Origin of the sequence: Dorea ammoniilytica (assembly GCF_025567415.1) — a bacterium.
GTDB lineage: Bacteria > Bacillota > Clostridia > Lachnospirales > Lachnospiraceae > Claveliimonas > Claveliimonas ammoniilytica.
Genome location: NZ_JAOQJV010000002.1, coordinates 253,804 through 271,750, shown reverse-complemented (window position 1 = coordinate 271,750; position 17,947 = coordinate 253,804). Strand labels below are relative to the sequence as shown.

24 protein-coding genes and 1 other annotated feature are annotated in these 17,947 nt (G+C 43.4%); of the genes, 6 read left to right on the top strand and 18 right to left on the bottom strand.

Annotated features, from left to right (window positions below; all coding sequences use genetic code 11):
- Positions 1–84: 84 nt before the first annotated feature.
- From OCV65_RS03590 to OCV65_RS03555, 8 genes are all read right to left on the bottom strand, one after another.
- On the bottom strand, positions 85–411 hold the full coding sequence (locus OCV65_RS03590; protein ID WP_262580971.1) for a ParA family protein: 327 nt from the start codon (positions 409–411) through the stop codon (positions 85–87).
- Between the two features lie 162 nt (positions 412–573).
- Positions 574–1,026, bottom strand: coding sequence for a VRR-NUC domain-containing protein (locus OCV65_RS03585; RefSeq protein ID WP_262580970.1), 453 nt, complete (start codon positions 1,024–1,026; stop codon positions 574–576).
- A gap of 111 nt (positions 1,027–1,137) precedes the next feature.
- Positions 1,138–1,446, bottom strand: a complete 309-nt coding sequence (locus OCV65_RS03580; RefSeq protein WP_262580969.1) for a hypothetical protein — start codon at positions 1,444–1,446, stop codon at positions 1,138–1,140.
- Positions 1,443–2,165 (bottom strand): lytic transglycosylase domain-containing protein, encoded by a 723-nt coding sequence (locus tag OCV65_RS03575; protein WP_262580968.1) that lies wholly within the window; start codon positions 2,163–2,165, stop codon positions 1,443–1,445. The genes OCV65_RS03580 and OCV65_RS03575 overlap by 4 nt, the downstream gene beginning before the upstream one ends.
- Positions 2,122–3,078, bottom strand: coding sequence for a rolling circle replication-associated protein (locus OCV65_RS03570; RefSeq protein ID WP_117800661.1), 957 nt, complete (start codon positions 3,076–3,078; stop codon positions 2,122–2,124). Before OCV65_RS03570 ends, OCV65_RS03575 begins: the two co-directional genes overlap by 44 nt.
- A gap of 263 nt (positions 3,079–3,341) precedes the next feature.
- Positions 3,342–3,524, bottom strand: coding sequence for a hypothetical protein (locus OCV65_RS03565; protein WP_227750222.1), 183 nt, complete (start codon positions 3,522–3,524; stop codon positions 3,342–3,344).
- Positions 3,511–3,741 carry a hypothetical protein gene (locus tag OCV65_RS03560; protein ID WP_262580967.1) on the bottom strand — a complete coding sequence of 77 codons (231 nt, stop codon included), beginning with the start codon at positions 3,739–3,741 and terminating at the stop codon, positions 3,511–3,513. The genes OCV65_RS03565 and OCV65_RS03560 overlap by 14 nt, the downstream gene beginning before the upstream one ends.
- A 254-nt stretch (positions 3,742–3,995) precedes the next feature.
- Positions 3,996–4,229: a hypothetical protein gene (locus tag OCV65_RS03555; RefSeq protein ID WP_118369653.1), complete on the bottom strand. Its 234-nt coding sequence runs from the start codon at positions 4,227–4,229 to the stop codon at positions 3,996–3,998.
- A 136-nt stretch (positions 4,230–4,365) separates the two neighbouring features.
- Here OCV65_RS03555 and OCV65_RS03550 point away from each other — a divergent pair, with 136 nt between their 5' ends.
- On the top strand, positions 4,366–4,725 hold the full coding sequence (locus OCV65_RS03550; RefSeq protein WP_262580966.1) for a helix-turn-helix domain-containing protein: 360 nt from the start codon (positions 4,366–4,368) through the stop codon (positions 4,723–4,725).
- 7 nt (positions 4,726–4,732) lie between these two features.
- Here OCV65_RS03550 and OCV65_RS03545 read toward each other — a convergent pair whose 3' ends face one another.
- Together OCV65_RS03545 and OCV65_RS03540 are read right to left on the bottom strand one after the other, a co-directional pair.
- Positions 4,733–4,930, bottom strand: a complete 198-nt coding sequence (locus OCV65_RS03545; protein WP_118369655.1) for a hypothetical protein — start codon at positions 4,928–4,930, stop codon at positions 4,733–4,735.
- Positions 4,931–4,977: 47 nt separating this feature from the next.
- Positions 4,978–5,175: a helix-turn-helix domain-containing protein gene (locus OCV65_RS03540; protein WP_022164642.1), complete on the bottom strand. Its 198-nt coding sequence runs from the start codon at positions 5,173–5,175 to the stop codon at positions 4,978–4,980.
- Positions 5,176–5,243: 68 nt separating this feature from the next.
- Between OCV65_RS03540 and OCV65_RS03535 the strand changes: the two genes are divergently transcribed.
- From OCV65_RS03535 to OCV65_RS03525, 3 genes are all read left to right on the top strand, one after another.
- On the top strand, positions 5,244–5,699 hold the full coding sequence (locus OCV65_RS03535; protein ID WP_262580963.1) for a DUF3040 domain-containing protein: 456 nt from the start codon (positions 5,244–5,246) through the stop codon (positions 5,697–5,699).
- Positions 5,700–5,873: 174 nt separating this feature from the next.
- Entirely contained in the window at positions 5,874–6,926 is a 1,053-nt protein-coding gene (locus OCV65_RS03530) for a tyrosine-type recombinase/integrase (protein ID WP_262580961.1), read from the top strand.
- Positions 6,927–6,935: 9 nt separating this feature from the next.
- Entirely contained in the window at positions 6,936–7,274 is a 339-nt protein-coding gene (locus OCV65_RS03525) for a hypothetical protein (protein ID WP_022164639.1), read from the top strand.
- Between the two features lie 217 nt (positions 7,275–7,491).
- Here OCV65_RS03525 and rpsI read toward each other — a convergent pair whose 3' ends face one another.
- The 5 genes from rpsI to OCV65_RS03500 form a co-directional block, all read right to left on the bottom strand.
- Positions 7,492–7,884: a 30S ribosomal protein S9 gene (gene rpsI, locus OCV65_RS03520; protein WP_118382538.1), complete on the bottom strand. Its 393-nt coding sequence runs from the start codon at positions 7,882–7,884 to the stop codon at positions 7,492–7,494.
- Positions 7,885–7,912: 28 nt separating this feature from the next.
- Entirely contained in the window at positions 7,913–8,341 is a 429-nt protein-coding gene (gene rplM / locus OCV65_RS03515; protein ID WP_262580959.1) for a 50S ribosomal protein L13, read from the bottom strand.
- A gap of 251 nt (positions 8,342–8,592) precedes the next feature.
- Complete coding sequence (locus OCV65_RS03510) at positions 8,593–9,678, bottom strand: M24 family metallopeptidase (RefSeq protein ID WP_262580958.1); 1,086 nt, start codon at positions 9,676–9,678, stop codon at positions 8,593–8,595.
- 43 nt (positions 9,679–9,721) lie between these two features.
- Positions 9,722–10,333, bottom strand: coding sequence for an MFS transporter (locus tag OCV65_RS03505; RefSeq protein ID WP_262580957.1), 612 nt, complete (start codon positions 10,331–10,333; stop codon positions 9,722–9,724).
- Positions 10,300–11,010, bottom strand: coding sequence for an MFS transporter (locus OCV65_RS03500; protein ID WP_262580956.1), 711 nt, complete (start codon positions 11,008–11,010; stop codon positions 10,300–10,302). Before OCV65_RS03500 ends, OCV65_RS03505 begins: the two co-directional genes overlap by 34 nt.
- A gap of 334 nt (positions 11,011–11,344) precedes the next feature.
- Between OCV65_RS03500 and OCV65_RS03495 the strand changes: the two genes are divergently transcribed.
- A complete protein-coding gene (locus tag OCV65_RS03495; RefSeq protein ID WP_262580955.1) occupies positions 11,345–12,070 on the top strand; it encodes a helix-turn-helix domain-containing protein in 726 nt (241 codons plus the stop codon).
- 29 nt (positions 12,071–12,099) lie between these two features.
- Complete coding sequence (locus OCV65_RS03490) at positions 12,100–13,407, top strand: alpha-amylase family glycosyl hydrolase (protein ID WP_262580954.1); 1,308 nt, start codon at positions 12,100–12,102, stop codon at positions 13,405–13,407.
- 153 nt (positions 13,408–13,560) lie between these two features.
- On the opposite strand, the gene tyrS is transcribed toward OCV65_RS03490, so the two are convergent.
- From tyrS to truA, 3 genes are all read right to left on the bottom strand, one after another.
- Entirely contained in the window at positions 13,561–14,781 is a 1,221-nt protein-coding gene (gene tyrS / locus OCV65_RS03485; protein ID WP_262580953.1) for a tyrosine--tRNA ligase, read from the bottom strand.
- A 43-nt stretch (positions 14,782–14,824) separates the two neighbouring features.
- Positions 14,825–15,104: a binding site (T-box leader), on the bottom strand.
- 82 nt (positions 15,105–15,186) lie between these two features.
- The gene (locus OCV65_RS03480) at positions 15,187–16,992 is read right to left on the bottom strand and encodes a Na/Pi cotransporter family protein (RefSeq protein WP_262580952.1); all 1,806 of its coding nucleotides are present in this window, start codon (positions 16,990–16,992) and stop codon (positions 15,187–15,189) included.
- A 189-nt stretch (positions 16,993–17,181) separates the two neighbouring features.
- The gene (truA, locus tag OCV65_RS03475; RefSeq protein ID WP_262580951.1) at positions 17,182–17,940 is read right to left on the bottom strand and encodes a tRNA pseudouridine(38-40) synthase TruA; all 759 of its coding nucleotides are present in this window, start codon (positions 17,938–17,940) and stop codon (positions 17,182–17,184) included.
- Positions 17,941–17,947: the final 7 nt, after the last annotated feature.

The window sequence follows — 17,947 nt, the reverse complement described above, 5'->3', positions numbered from 1 at the left end:
TAGGTTATTTCTCCTGTTCTCGTATTGATTATAATTATATATCAAAATCCTTGAGAATAGGGTGTCAACTTTTATGATACAACATCACTCTGACTTGAGCAGCAAATTCATGTCCGTTTTCATGAGATAGCCGTTCGCCGGAATGATGTCAACGTGTGAGTATTCCGTCGGGCGAATCAAATCACCCGTTTTGTATGTACCGCCGACACATTCATGTTTCTCAAGCAGCTCACTCATTCCGATTCCGTCCGGTTCAAATACCCCGAACGTCTTTGATGTATCGCCCTGCGGGTCTCCGTCTAACACAAGCACTCTCTTTCCCTGCTCCTCGCCCAACATATAGGCGATTGAATCGGATGTCGTCGTTTTTCCGATTCCTCCCTTTGGTGACATTACCGCAATAATTCTCATGTTGTTTCCTCCTGTTATCCTGTTATATTTTTTAGTCCATAAATTCGGACGCTATATCGACCGCAACTGCTGCCACGAATAAAATCACCGCAAGAAATACCATCGCAAGCATGACAACCGCTGCAATACCTAACGCAATCAATACTTTCATCGCTTTTCTCCTCAATTCTTGATTTTCCCGTCCTTGAGGATGCTGTTGTTCGGGATGCTCATGTTCAGATTTCTCTCCATGTGTACCGCATCCGACAAATTCAGATATTCCTCAATGACCTTGATTGCCTCCTCTGCCGAATAGCAGGTTACAACAAAATGTCCGGCTGCTGCCATATCCGCAAGGAACTCTTTTTGTGTGTCCTGCTGCCTGTTATTCCCGAATTTCATTTCTACAAATAACCCGCAGTATGAGCCTTTCGGGTACGGGAGGCACAAATCAGAAACGCCCGCCTTGACACCCATCTGTTTGAATTTGACTGCCTCCTGTTTGTTTCGACTGCCTCCGTTTGGCACATGGAACAACCACTTTAATTCCGGATAACGGTTCATGTTCCATCCCGCCCATGACACGACGTTGATTTGCTCCGTGTCCTCACTTCTCTTTGCATATCTCATGTTCATTCGCTTTCGCCTCCTCTTTGCACATGTCATAATATTCGCAGAACAGACATACATGTTTGCAGTCCTTGACCTTGAGCATGTGTCTGATTCTTTCAATGATTTTTCCTGCCCTCACCTGTCCTGCTCCTCCATTTCTAAAACCATATAGGCATGAATAAAAATGGTTTTCTTTTTCCTGCCGAACTCGTCACGCCCTCCGGACTGCTCCTGCATCCCTGCGATGCTTTTCTTTGCCTCCCACCATCGGCGGGTCTTTCCCTCTCTCGGAATCGGCTTGAAATACACCTTGACCGTGCTTTTCGTGATTGCAAACTGTTCTTTGCTGATTTGCAGGATGTCATCGAATCCCGCTGCCTTGACTGCTGCCTCGGCTTTTCTGAAATGCCTGTCTTTTGATTCCGGTCGCCAGTCAAAACTCATTTCCCGACCACCTCCTCAATCTCTTTCATTCTCTGCATGATTGCACTGTTGTATGAATAGACATACACGCCATTGCTCCACAAATGTTCCCTCGCACCCTTTTCACCGTAGTTGTACGCTGCAAGTGCATCCTGCACCGTGCCGTATTTCTTGAGCAGGTACGACAGGAAATCAATCCCGACCCTCACATTTTGATATGGGTTCATGAGGTCGGTGCAGTTCAACCGTTTCATCCGGTCAGTGTGCCATTTCTCATATATCTGCATATATCCCTTTGACTGCCCGCCGTCTCCGACCTTGTCAAATTCATATCCGGATTCATGCTCGATGATTGCCAGTACAAGGGCATAGGGAACGTCATTTTGCTTGCATAGACATCTTGTGTATATCTGCATTTTCTCCGGAAAATAGCCTTTATCCGCATACTGTTCCGGTAACTTATAAAGCACGAATCCCTCAAGGTCATCACTCCCCCAGTCCTCGGACATGCCATCGAAAACCTTGTATTTGCTTTCGGTCTCCTCTGCTGTCTGCACGATTGTTTCCGGATTCTGTACCACTTCCGCATGTGTCGTCTCCGGCTGCTCCTCCTCGGTCTGCTCCGGCTCTTTGATATTCACTATCATCAAGCACAACACCGTCATCAATACCGCAATCATTGTCAAATGGAACGCATCACGTCGTCCTGCATGTCTTGCCCGTCTTTTCCGTCTTTTCACTTTGTAGCCTCCTTTTCCTCATTCGTGCATGTATGTAAAACATGCAGTTAAAATCGTTATAGTACACATTTGCGTTCGTGAAATCCATGTCCGGATACCACTTTTTTAATATCTCCGGTATTGAATCCCTATCTTTGACCATACCGTCAACAAATGACCCTATTTTTTTATAGCTGCCTCCTGCTGCCGGACGTTTGGAGTGTACGACCTTGATTCGTGGGTCTCTCAATCCCTGCGAACTGTTCCATCTCTTTTCCGACGGAACACGGTTCTTTTCTTCGACGATATAGTTCGCCATACCGGACAGACCGTTTTCATCTGTCTGTAACCTGCGAACCTCATTCCTGCTTGACTGTTTCCAACAGGATTCAACTGTCTCCATGTCTAACGCACCATCCATGACAATGTGATGATGCCATCTGATTTCCGCATCCGGATTGTATGCGGTCACATAGACATATTTTGCGTTCGGGAGACCTCTCTTTTTCCTCTGATAGTTGATGCGTCGGATGTACTTTTGCACATTCTTGATTGCTGCATCAACATCCCCGTCCGGTGGGAGGTGTGCGTCATCATAGGTCAATGTCATCCAAATATCACGGTCACTGAAATTCTCGTTGATTAACCTCTCAACGTATTTCCTTGCGTTCTTGTCATTCAGATTCTTTTGAGCCTTGTTGTTGTCTTTCTTGATTGTCCTCCCCTCCGGAGGTACTTCATCCATACTCCGGAACTGTGGATATATCTCAATTTCAAACTGGTCTCCTGCTGTTATCTCTTTGAGTGCATATATTACTTTCTTTCGATGTTGGAACAGGTTCTCAATGAACCATTCATGCATATCCTCCATTGCTTTGTTATATGCTGCCTCATAATCATACGGGATAAACTGCATCCCTCTTTTTCTTGCCATCTGACACAATCCTCCTGTTATGTTTTCGTAGACTTGTTAGTATCTATTACAAGGACGACAAAACCTCCGAAAACCCTTTGTTTTCCCGACCTTTCCGGTCGTTTTCAAGTTGCTTTTTCGTGTCAGATTTGCTATAATATTTTCTAAGGATAGCGACTGACACAATCAGTCAAATCAAGGACGACCACTGCAATGGTTGTCCTTTTTCTTTGTTCTCATGCTCCTGCTATGTACTGCCCCGCCATTATGACGGGGCGTTTTCATTAAACGGCTGCAACCGCCTCTTTCTGTTCCCATCTGCGACGCTCCTCTGCTTTTCCTGCTGCCTTACCCTCGGCATACGCAGACATCACCATAATGGTCATTGACTTCCCCTCAAGGTCGTCGATATTCATGAATTTTTCTGCCATGCTCTCAATCACTGCCTTTTTCTCACTTCTCGTCATTCTCAACACCTCCTCTGATTCGCTCAATCTCTTTTTCTATGTTCTTTCCGGAATAATCTGCAAGCAGTTTTTCCGAAATGTGATACGTCCAAATTGAGGACATCTGCACCGCCGTTCCAATCGGGAGTTTTCCCTGTTGCATTGCTACCCTCACGAATTGCGGTGACACATTGAGGATTGCTGCTGCCTCTGTCGGCAATATTCGTCCTATATTCATCTTGTTTCCTCCTGTTGGTGGTTCTCTCGGTCTTTTCATCCCGTCCACCTCTTTTCCGGCAATGTACACCGTGTTTTGATTTTTCACCTTAAAAAATCAAGAAAAACCTGTTGACCATCCACGCACTTTGTAGCAGGTGCGACCGCTGCCATGTTTCCCACGGTATCGCTGCCCGATGCCTTTCGGCTTGCCATCGTCAGAGTGTCGGTTGCCGTCCGGACACTGACGGGGCGACTGCTGCCCCGTTTCGGCTTTTATTCGTTCACTATGTTCTGTATTCCTGCCATTGCCAACGCAAGAGTTGTCTTTCCTCCGTTTGCCTCTTTTCCTCTCCTCATTAACGCACTATGTATTTCAGATGGGAGATTCTTTGTTCCTGTCAAAACTGCGATGCATTCGTCATATTCGAGAATTTCTATCAACTCAAGAGCCTCTTTTACTGTGTTTAATTTGTCTATTGATTTGTTTACTAAGTCCTGTCGTGTCATTGTTTTGTACCTCCTGTTTTCTTTGCTCTGCAATCATAATACTTTACTGTGCAAAGATTGTCAACTCTTTTTTATTATTTTTCTTTACTCTGCAAAGTTTTTGTGTTATATTCGTCTCACAGGAGGTGAATAACTCATGAATGAAAGATTGAAATTATTGAGAAAAACTTTGAAATTGTCTCAAGATGCTTTCGCAGAACGAATCGGAATGAAAGGGAGTTCTATTTCTCTATTAGAGAGTGGCGGTCGTAATATCACCGAACAGGTTATCAAATCAATCTGCCGTGAATTTAATGTTGATTATATATGGTTGACTACTGGTGATGGTGAGATGTTCGTTGATACTGACGATGATTTCATCGAAAGAATTGACCGCATCATGGTAGGTGAGGACGATGCCCGCAAGAATCTTTTCAAGGCACTACTTGAGGCAAACGACGAGGACATCGCAGCATTTCAAAGAATCATAGATTTATTTGCATCAAAAAAAGACTGACAGTCTTTCAACTGCCAGTCTCATGGGTGTAGAGATACAACACGAATTTGTATATCCTCTTGAGGATGCGTTCGCTGTGTATCTTTCCGACTATTTCGACAATAGCCTCTTTGTAATTCAAGGGAGACACCACCCCCTTTCCGAATTGCATTGTATCATATATTTCCATGATTGTGGAAATATCGAGGTTGATTTCCATAATCATGGAAATCGTTCCTCCTGCTGCCGGAATCCCGCTGCATTATGGTACAATTATTTGTATTCGGATTCAAACAGGTCGGTGATGTTCACGCCTAATGCAATCGCTATCATTTCAAGTTGAAACAATGTCGGTGACACCTTACCATTTTCGATGTTGTTTATCGTAGATTTTCCGATTCCGGATTTCTTCGATAACTCCATCAATGTGAACCCTTTTGAGGTTCTCACTTCCCACACAAGGATTTTCATTCTGCTCACCTCCTCTCTTGAGGAAAGTTTACAGAATGTTGATTTTATAAAGAAACGGAGGTGTGTTCATGAAATACGGTGTCAGAAAACCAAACATCAAGAAAAGCATTAAGGCAAGAACAACAGGAAAAGTCAAACGGCAGGTCAAAAAGGCGGTCAATCCCCTTTATGGTAAAAAGGGAATGGGAATCGTCAACGACCCGAAAAAGGCAGCATACAACGCAGTGTATAACAGAACTACCGTCGGCGTGTCCGACATTGCAAAAGGATTGACGGCTGCAAACGGAAATCCTGCTGCATCCAGTTCAACAAATGCACCGCAGAAAAGGGAATACTCTGCAAATACATACAGTGTTTGCGGAATCCTCATGATTGTTCTCGGTGCTGTCCTTGCACTTTTAGGATTGATTCTATTGCTTGCTGTTCCGGTTGCCGGAATAATTGCTGTTGTGGTCGGTGTCGCATGTGTCGTCATTGGTCGCAAGTATAGAAAAGTCGCAAAAGAACGCCGTGCAAATGAATAATGCACAACAAAAAAAGACGACCCACGCTGCAACGTGAATCGCCTTTGTGAAACCTCCGTCTCATGCTCCTGCAAAAAGCACCGACAGAATGTTCCTGCAAACACCATTCTATCATAAAACCGTGCTTTTTGCATTGGTTTTATTTTTTATACTCTTTTTTAGGATGGTGATTTTATGAAACTACCGAACGGATTCGGAACGGTTTACAAATTATCGGGAAATCGCCGGAATCCTTATGTCGCCAAAAAGACAAAAGGATGGGAAATCGACCCGAAAACAGGTAAATCAAAACAATTATATACGGTCGTCGGATATTACCCGACCCGCAAAGAGGCATTGACCGCACTTGCGGAGTTCAATGCAAATCCTTATGATGTGAATGCTGCAAAGGTTACATTCGAGGATGTATATGAGCGATGGTCTGATGAACATTTTCCGACTGTCAGTGATTCCAACGTCAAAGGCTACCGTGCAGCATGGGCGTTATGTGATAAACTTGCACGGATGCGATTTGTTGATATAAAACTCGACCACCTGCAAATGGTCGTTGATGAATCCGGCAAAAATTATCCTACACTCCGGAAATTAAAAATATTATTCGGTCTGATGTACAAATACGCTGTGATTCATGAGATTATTTCAAAAGAACGAAACCTTGTCGAATACCTCGACATTAAAAAGGCGGGCAATCCCAACGCATACAACCGTGAACCGTTCTCAAAAACAGAGGTTGCGAAATTATGGGATGTCAAGGATTCAAATATATATTATACTGTCATCCTCATGTTGATATATACCGGATGCAGAATCGGCGAACTCCTCGACCTCAAGAAAGAAAATGTGAACCTTGAGGAAAGATATTTCAAGATTGTCGCCTCGAAAACTGCTGCCGGAATCCGTACTGCTCCAATCTCCGAAAAGGTTTATCCGTTCTTTGAATACTGGTACAACCTCAATGATTGCGAATATCTCCTCTCTACTCCGGAGGGCGAACATTTCAAATACCGGAATTATTATGATTCGTACTGGTCGCCACTTATTGAGACCCTCGGAATGAAACACCGCCCTCACGATACCCGTCACACATGCATTTCCATGTTGACGGTTGCCGGAGTGTCAGACAAGGTCATCAAGAAAATTGTCGGTCATAAAGGGCAGGGTGTGACAGAGGTCGTATATACACATTTTGAAATCGAGGAACTGATTGACGCTATCAACAAAATATAGAGGTGTGCCATGAATAGAACTGAATACAAAAACAATTTCGGGCGTGAGCATTACGAACGAATCAATCTCGTTGTACCTAAAGGCATGAAAGACATCATCAAGGCTCTTGCATCCAGTAAAGGGATGTCGGTCAATGCGTACATGCAAGACCTTGTCAGAAAAGACCAATGCGGTTTATTTGATACAATGCAGATTGCAGAAAAGAACAGAGAAATGATTTCTGGAATCACCGGAAACATGCACGACGGATATGACATCATTTTCAAGGACGGTCATTCCTGCCATTGCCGGACGAAAAAGGATGTCCGGTCATGTATCATTGAATACTGCAACGAAAAGGGCGATTGATTCGTCCTTTTTTTATTGCAAAATGTGTCTTACATAAGACTTTCAATGTCTTACACAAGACAAGGTTTTCCGTGTTAGTTACCTGTTAGTTATTTGTTAGTTACCGTTGAAATTTCGTGTGTTTTTGTGGTGTCTGATAGATTTATCGGAATATAAAGAAATCCCCGAAAACTCGATGTTTTCGGGGAAATTTGCTCTTTTGTGATATTCGATTGAATTATCGTTTGCTGAACTGTGGAGCACGACGAGCTGCTTTGAGACCGTACTTCTTACGTTCTTTCATACGTGGATCACGTGTCAGGAATCCGGCTTTCTTAAGCACTGGTCTGTAATCAGCATCTGCCTCAAGAAGTGCTCTTGAAATACCATGGCGGATTGCTCCTGCCTGTCCTGTGTAACCGCCACCCTTTACGTTAACGATTACATCGAATTTACCTTCTGTATCTGTCAGTACTAATGGCTGACGAACGATAACTTTCAGAGTTTCAAGTCCAAGATACTCATCGATATCTCTTTTATTAATTGTAATCTTACCTGTTCCAGGTACAAGATATACTCTTGCGATTGATTTTTTTCTTCTTCCTGTTCCGTAGAATTTTGCTGTAGCCACTGTTATATCCTCCTTTCGACCATCCTAATTAAAATTTCAGTTCAACCGGCTTCTGAGCCTGCTGCTCGTGCTCCGGTCCTGCATATACATGAAGCTTCTTAATCATAGATCTTCCCAGAGGTCCCTTTGGAAGCATTCCCTTAACAGCCAGCTCGATAACGCGTTCTGGCTTCTTCTCCATCATCTCTGCCAGAGTAGTCTCTTTCATTCCTCCAACATAGTCAGAGTGATTGTAATATACCTTCTGGCTCATTTTCTTACCAGTTACTTTAACTTTCTCAGCGTTAACTACGATTACGTAGTCACCTGTATCAACATGCGGTGTGAATTCCGGCTTGTTCTTTCCTCTTAAAACCTTTGCTACTTCTGATGCCAGACGTCCTAATGTGCAATCTGCTGCATCAACTACATACCATTTTCTTTCAATCTTATCTGGATTAGCCATATAAGTTTTCATTGGTTTCCCTCCTGTGATTCATTACATTGCTTATTTAACAATTAACTCTATCGAAATCAGAAGCCTCCGGGGCTTTGGAGCATTCTGTTTCTCTCATCGTCATACTGATTTATTATATTATACGTGTCCCGGTGTGTCAAGCATTTTCCCATACTTTTTCCCATACTTTTCATACAGAAAGAGCCTGTAGCTCTCCCATATGGATAAGTCACAGGCTCTTTCTATATGAAGCTAATAAACCTTTAGTAGAATCAATCATTTCCTACGATCTGAAGATTCTTAGGATACCTGGTCAACACTTCACATCCATCCTCTGTTACAATTACAAGATCTTCAATACGAACTCCGACGTCGTCTTTCAGATAAATACCAGGTTCAATAGAGAAGCACATTCCCGGTTCAGCAATCAAATCACAGGATGGACTTGCCTCCGGTGGCTCATGAACTGTCATTCCAACTCCATGTCCGGTACGGGTCAGGAAATACTCTCCATATCCGGCATCTGTAATAACTTTACGCGCAACTGCGTCTACATCGGACATCTTTACGCCAGGTTTTACAAAATCAATCGCTGCCTGCTGAGCTGCCTTTACAATCTCATATACCTTGCGATGTTCTTCACTGCAACTCTTATAAAATACGGTACGGGTCATATCACACCAGTAATTATTGATCGGTGCCCACAGGTCAAATAATACTGCGTCTCCCTCTTTCAGCATCTCACCTGCAACAGCTCCATGATGTGGTTCTGCTGCATTTTTGCCATAACATACATACTGTAACTGCATATCCTGAACAGCTCCATGCTCCTCAAAGAACTCTTCGATCATATTAGAAAGTGTCAACTCATCCAGACTCGGATCAATATGTTTAATACCAAACTCTACTGCCATATCGTTAATACTTGCCGCGTGACGAAGTGCTTCTTTTTCTGCCTCATCCTTGTGTGACTTGCAGATATCAATCGGATCAGAGCCAAGTACCGGGATCAGATCGTCACGTTCTTTTAATACAGAAATAGTATGCTTAGATGCCCAGTTCTTATCAAATCCAATCTTACCTGGTGCCAGTTCGTCCGCAATCAGTTTGTATGGATTCTCTCCATCTGCATAATAGTGCATGGTCATTCCGTCAATTGGTTCGAAGCAAAACAGATTGTTCATAAATGCATGAACTTCTCCGTCATCCTTCAACAAGATTGCGCCGCAACGCTCCATTGGGTTCACGATACGACCAGTCAGCCAGAAGATAGCCGGATCATCCGCAATCAGAATCTGCGTAAGTCCTTGTCGCTTCATTTCTTCCACAACTCTTGTAAATCTCTCTTTGTTCATCATAATCTGTTACCTCCTTTTGCATTCTTTTCACAGTTCTATGAAGCTAGTTCGCTTCTTCACCTTTCTTACGCATCTCTGCCATTTCCGTACGACGTTCCTTTGTCAGCTTACGGAAAATCAGAATCGCTACAATCGCAATACACAACATACCGATAAATGTCTTAAAGATCATCTCATATCCTTCCAGTCCTGAAAAGTGATTCAGACACCAACCATTGTACAGCGGCATAATACTTTCTGCACTGTATCCTAATGGTGAAATGATAAATGTAACTGCACCCATAATTTCTACTGGATACTCGCCTTCTTCAAGTACTGCGTAATGCAATGCCTGTGCACTGTACATGAACATACACAACAGTGCAATACTGATAATCAACATCCACATGAATTTCATAGAACGCGGTGTATACAGAATACCTGCGACACCAACAATCATTAGGATAACATCCGCCAGCATCATCGTTGAAAGACCTTTTCTATCAGCAATCTGTCCACCAATTGCACATCCCACAAAGTGGAATCCATTGGCCGCATATCCCATGATAGCCGCAAGTGCTGCTGACATTCCAAATGCTGCGGTACAATAAGGTACTACATAATTATATGTAATAATAACGCCTAGGTCATGAACATGATAACGATTACACACCATGTGGTAGGCATCTTCAATGCTTTTAACACATTCTTTCCAAAGCTTGCATCCTTCTCCGTATTGGAATCCAATGACTTCGGAAGATGCTTCAGCAATGCGAAGTATACGGCCACACCAACAATAATTGCCTTAATACCATAGAAGAGGATCAATCCGGTCATTCCATTGGCTTCGCCAACTTTTTTTGTAACTGCTGTAAATGCCGCCAGAATTACAAGTCCTGAGAGGAAATTCAAGATACCTCTTGTCATATCAAATAGTGCATAGCCTCGTCCCTGCTCACTTGCTTTAGACAGCGCACGTAATGCTTTCATACATGGATTCCAGAATGTCATGATAGAAGTTACGCCCCACAATGCATAAATTCCTACATGAATTGGAAACGCCGGTTTCAGAAGAAGTACAAATGCTCCAAGTCCTGTTACTACCAACGATCCTGAAATTGCAAGCTTCAGGGATACACGGTCTGCAATCCAGCCGCCAAGACAGTAGCCTACAATTGCAAGTACACCATAGATGCTTCCCAGCGTTCCCATCTGCAGGTCATTAATTCCAAAATATGAAACATACGCATCGTAATAATAGTAACGGAAATATGGAAGCAGGTATACACTCATTCCCGCTAATGCAACTAACATGATAACAATTCGATTCTGTTTATAACCACGTGTTTCCATATAATCACCCTTTCTCTCTTGTCATCTGTCAAACTACTTATCGCAATATACAAAATCCTTATGCGCAACTCAGGATTTATCTTGATAAAAGATTATCATTCTATTCTGTACTTCGCAAACCGGCATTTCTTTCCTCTAAGGAATGTTTCAATATTTTTTTATCCATATTGGAACGAAATATATTATTTTTAGAAAATATTATATTTTGCCATTTATTGTATTTATTATTTCAAAATATTCTTTCCTTTTTGGAAATATATGGTATATTAGTTATTATAAATATCTATTTCCACAGGGAATTATTGTAAATATCTATCTATAAGGGAGTGATTATATGACAGTCGACATGACGCACACACCGGCAGAACACGTTGCGCAGAGAATCCGTATGTACCGCACCAGACAACATATGACAATAGATACTCTGGCACGCAAACTTCATGTAAGTCCATCCACCATTTCCAAATATGAAAATGCGAGACTTGCACTCAATGTTTCTGTGCTATTTGAAATTGCAGATGCGCTCAATATATCCGTGAATCAACTGACAGATTACCAGAAACCCGGCAAGCCTAAGATTGAAAAAACTGATGAGCGCAGTTTCTTCAGACGTTCCAATATTTTCTATATGTATCAGTATTTTGCAATCGACCGGAAAATCTACCCTTGTGTAATGGAAGTGCAGACCAATCTCGAACAGGATTATGATGATATCGTCCTTTATTATGATGTCGCTGATGAATATAACTATACCGATGCACAATATATCTACAAGGGCACCATGTTTGTTCACGATTTCATTACCAATATTTACTGCAAAAATCCATATAACGAAAGTGATGATCTGTCTATTTGCGCCAAAGCAACTTTTTCGCTTAAGAACACAACTACAGGTCTGTTAATCGCGCTTTCTCAATCGCTGCGCAACCCTTATGCAATCAAAGTCATTTTTTCGCTAAATCCACTTCCTATGGATGATGCACTTCGTGATGAACTGATCATTTCCGACAAATCGACGCTCGCTGAACTTAAGCGTGTGAATTCATTAGTCATTTACTAATTACTAATTATTTGAAAAGAGGTTATTATATGTGGGCTTATAATAGTGTATTTTATCAGATCTATCCGATTGGCTTCTGCGGTGCACCATATGCCAATGACGGCATCTGTACTTCTCGCATCCTCAAGATCGGAGAATGGGCTGATTATTTAAAAGAACTTGGTGTTGATGCCATCCTGCTGAATCCGATCTTTGATTCAGACAATCATGGCTACGACACCAGAGATTTCCGTAAGATTGACTGTCGTCTCGGCACGAATAAAGATTTTGCAGATGTCTGCCACACATTTCATGAGCATGGTATCCGCATCGTGCTGGATGGCGTCTTCAATCATGTAGGACGAGGATTCTGGGCATTCCGCGATGTGCAGGAAAAGAAATGGGATTCTCCATATAAAGACTGGTTTCACATCAGCTTTGACGGCAACAGCTGCTACGACGATGGCTTCTGGTACGAAGGCTGGGAAGGACATTATGAGTTGGTGAAGCTGAACCTTCAGAATTCGACCGTAACCGATTATCTGCTGGACTGCGTGCGCGGATGGATTGAAGAATTTGACATTGACGGACTCCGTCTGGATGTGGCGTACAGCCTGGATCACAACTTTATGCGCAGTCTCCGACATTTTACCACCGAGCTCAAACCAGACTTTGCACTGATCGGAGAAGTTTTATTCGGTGATTATAATCTGATCGTGAATGATGAAATGCTGCACAGCTGCACCAACTACGAATGCTACAAGGGCATCTACTCCAGTTTCAATTCTATGAATATGTTCGAGATCGCACATTCGCTGCACCGCCAATACGGCCCGGACCCATGGTGCATTTACCGCGGCAAGCATCTGATGAACTTTGTAGACAACCATGACGTCACCCGACTTGCTTCCATTCTGACGAACAAAGAACATATACGCCCGGCTTATGGTCTGTTAATGGGCATGCCTGGCATTCCATGTCTCTATTATGGCAGTGAATGGGGTGAAGAAGGTACAAAAGCACCAGACAATGATTATGCTCTGCGACCGTGTTTTGATGCACCAAAGCCAAATGAACTGACAGAATTTATTGAGAAGCTGATTGTCATACGGCAATTGAGTGATGGTCTGTGCAATGGCGGTTACCGCAATGTAGTTCTGACCAACCATCAGTTAATCTTTGAACGCGCTTCTGAAAAAGAACGGATTCTGGTGGCAATTAATGCTTCCGGTGATCATTACACTGCTTACCATGGTGATCTGAATGGCACAGCAACAGAGCTTTTAAGCGGTAATGTGATAACGTTGACCGGACAATTTGACATGGCACCTTACAGTGTAAATTATCTGAAATTCTAAAAACATACCTGCTGTAGGCAACTATATATAACACGAGGCTGTGACTAATCATTCGTTTTGATTACTAATCAAAAGTGTTTGATTAATCACAGCCTCATTTCATACATATATCAGCAGATGCCTGCGGATCACTCCGCACTTTTCACTGGCATCTTATTTCATTACTACTTTACGGAAGTTCTTCTTGCCTTTCTTTACTACCAGACCTTCTCCCAATGTATCTGCTGTATAAGAAGTCTTGATATCTCCGACCTTCTCGCCTTCAACAGTTACACCGCCCTGCTGTACAGCACGTCTTGCTTCTGCTCTTGATGGAACCAGACCACTCTTTACAAGAATACTCAGGATATCGATGCTTCCGTCTGTCAGATCCTCTGATGTCAGTTCTGTTGTCGGCATGTCTGCTGCTGCACCCTGACTGAACAATGCTTTCGCTGCTGCCTGTGCTTTCTCAGCTTCTTCTTCGCCGTGCACCAGTTTTGTCAGCTCATAAGCCAGAATCTCTTTTGCTGTATTAAGCTGCGCACCTTCCCAGCTGTCCATCTTGTCAATCTCTTCCAACGGAAGGAATGTCAGCATGCGGATACATTTGAGCACGTCAGCGTCTCCTACATTTCTCCAGTACTGATAAAACTCAAACGGAGATGTCTTCTCCGGATCAAGCCACACAGCGCCGCTCTGTGTCTTGCCCATCTTCTTGCCTTCTGAATTCAGAAGCAGCGTAATGGTCATCGCGCTCGCATCCTTGCCAAGCTTACGACGAATCAATTCTGTACCTGCCAGCATATTGCTCCACTGGTCATCACCACCGAACTCCAGGTTACATCCGTAATTCTGGAACAGCTCATAGAAGTCATATGCCTGCATGATCATGTAGTTAAACTCCAGGAAGCTGAGTCCCTTTTCCATTCTCTGCTTGTAACACTCTGCTGTCAGCATACGATTAACTGAGAAGTGTGGTCCGACCTCGCGCAGTACATCGATATAGTTCAGATCCAGAAGCCAGTCAGCATTATTAACCATCAGCGCCTTGCCTTCTGAAAAATCGATAAACTTGCTCATCTGCTTCTTAAAGCAGTCGCAATTGTGCTGAATCTGCTCCGGCGTCATCATGCTTCTCATATCAGATCTTCCAGACGGATCTCCGATATATCCTGTACCACCACCGATCAATGCAATTGGCTTATTTCCTGCTTCCTGCAGTCTCTTCATCAAGCACAATGCCATGAAATGACCTACATGCAGACTGTCCGCCGTCGGGTCAAAGCCAATATAAAATGTTGCCTTTCCATTGTTAACCAGTTCTCTGATTCTCTCTTCATCAGTCACCTGCGCGATCAGTCCGCGCGCCTGAAGTTCTTCATAAATACCCATAATCTTCTCCTTTTTTATTAAAAATAACCCATCCTTATCTCTCGATAAGGACGGGTCTATACTCCGTGTTACCACCTTAATTCACCATCAGTTCACACTGACAGCCTCTGTGGCTGCTTTCACAGCTTCTGCGCGTAACGTGCGCCAGCGTCACAGTCTACTTAAATCTCACATCAGATTCCACCTTTTCATATCTATCTGAGATTCTTTCGATGTGCAGCTCCGAGATGTATTCACACTGCTTTCCTTCATGCGCCTCTCATCAACCGGCAACTTTCTGTATGGGTGCAAGCAATGTTACTTTTTCTCTTCTTCGCTTTTCCACTATTGTTTAAAAGATTAACTGATTTCCAGCCTCTTGTCAAGACCTTCTATTCCGTTCACCGTCTGGCAATGCACCATCAATTAATCAATACTATACTTCCTGCGGTACTCATCCAGAATCGGTTTGTGTGTCTTCACCTGTGCAAGCATTTTCTCCTTGGTCTGCATATCCTGTTCTTCATCCAGAATAGATGAATGAATATGCATATTCGGATCATTCTCTTCCATCTTGATCACTGCTGTAACCGCACCGGTACAATGCGCTGTAATACGTTCAAAGCTGTTCAGTAATTCATTAAACGCTGTACCCTGTCTCAGTTCACAGTCTCCGTGGCTCAATCTGGTCACGTGACGCATCTTCATCTCTTCTGCCAGCGCTGCTACCACCAAAGACAGGGATCTGACACGGAATGCACCTTCTTCTTCACGCTCTCGAAGAGTCGTCTCTGTCAGGCTTACTGTCTCACGAACCGCTCCCATGATCACATCCAGTTCCCCAATGGCTTCTTTAGATAATTCAATATTACTTTCATTGATCTCATTGGTCACTCTGGCCACATTGGATGCATAATCGCCCACACGCTCCAGATCGCTAATGATATGCAGATACAGTGATACCTGTCTGGTCTGTGCCGTGTTCATCTCACGCTTGGTAAGCTGTATCAAATACTCACCGATTTTCGTCTCGTACTTATCAATCAATTCTTCCTTGCTCTGAACTTTATTATAACGTTCACGTTCATATCCATCTACCAGATCCAGTGCACGCCCAACATTCTTACGCACATTCTTAGACATGCCGCGCAGCACACGACGGCACTGTCCGATAGCAAGAGCCGGATATGCAAGCAGACGTTCTTCCAACAGATCAAAATCTGCGCTGTCTGCCATGTCCTCCAGATCCTCCGGGCTGTCCTTGATCAGCTTACATACTAACTTCTCAATCTTCGGAATAAATCCAAACAGTACACATACAGTTGCTGCACGGAATGCGGTATTAATAATCGCGATCGCAACCGGACTCATAGTCATATCCAGGAATGGATAGTGTACAAATATATTACTTACATAAAAAACAGTTCCCCAGATCACCATACCAAACAAGTCATTGATCAGATATACCAATGCTGTTCTCTGTCCGTTCTTATTGGCACCGATCGCAGAGATCAATACCGGACAGGCTGCACCAACACCGATTCCCAGTATGATCGGGAATGCAGTCGCAAATGTCAATGATCCGGTCACAGACAATGCCTGCAGAATACCAACTGCTGCTGATGCACTCTGCAAAATTGCGGTAAACGCAATACCGAGCAGAATACCTGCTAACGGATTAGAAAACATAGTCAGCATATTTGTAAATGCTTCGCTTTCCTTCAGCGGTGCCACAGCCCCGCTCATAGTCTGCATACCAAACATCAGAATGGAAAAACCAAGCATGATATTACCCACATTACGGTATACGGTTCTCTTGGATACCATCTTCATGACAATACCAACGATTGCTACTACCGCACTGATCGTTGCTGTCGATAAGACCTTGGCAATTCCGCTGGAACCATTAATATAAGACAGACACAGAATCCATCCGGTAATACTGGTACCGATATTGGCACCCATGATAATACCGATTGCCTGTCTCAGCTTCATCATACCTGAGTTAACGAATCCGACTACCATAACCGTCGTCGCTGATGACGACTGGATGACTGATGTCACTCCGGCTCCAAGTGCTACTCCTTTCAGAGATGTGTTGGTCATTTTATAGAGAAAAGACTCAAGCTTGTCTCCCGCAACCATTTTCAGACCGTCACCCATAAGCTGCATACCAAATAAGAATAACGCAACTCCACTAAGCAGTGACAGTACCATCGAAAATATATCCATAACGTCCTCCCCGACTATATAACATAGCCGCTTTATTATCCTTCTATTCTATGAATATTCCTACTTTGTCAATTTTTAATATACCATCACTTTCTACAGAAGTCTACGTTAACTTTAACAAAATGTAAAATTTGATTTAAATCAATGTAAAATAGACTGTGCATTCTCACACAGTCTATCCGCTACACATTATTCATTTTCATTTTCATTACCATACCGTATCTCTACCAGCACCAACCCCTGTGGTGGTGCCGTCACTCCGGCTTCCGTACGCTCTCCGGCTTCCAGGATCTCCTTCACCCGTTCTGGTGTGTAAAAACCTCTCCCCACACGGATCAGTGTTCCGACTATAATCCTGACCATATTATAGAGGAACCCATTTCCCGTAATCCGGATACAGATATCCTCGCCATTCTGATCGATCATAATATCATACACTGTACGGACCGTATCGGACGTATTCGTTCTGACATTGCAAAAGCTTACAAAATCATGCTCTCCGATCAAATAAGATGCTCCTTTCCGCATCTGGTCTATGTCCAGTGGAAAGGATACAAATGTAGATGTCCGACGTTTCATGGGATTCGGCACAGACGCATTGTAAATGTGATACTCATATGTCTTTGTAATCACATCCTGATAGCGTGGATGCCAGTCATCTGCCACCTGTTCAGATCGAACAATTACAATATCCTCCGGCATTCTCCGATTCAAAGCATAAGCAAACCGCTCAGCGGGAATCGAACATTTTGTGTCAAATACCGCAACATTGCCAAGCGCATGCACGCCCGAATCTGTTCTGCTGGCTCCGATCACTCGGATCTCTTCTCCTGTCAGACCGCTGATCTCCCGGTTTAGTATTTCTTCGATGGTAACTCCATTGGGCTGAACCTGCCATCCACAATAGTCGGTTCCGTCGTAAGCTACCGTCAGTTTGATTCTTTTCATATATCTG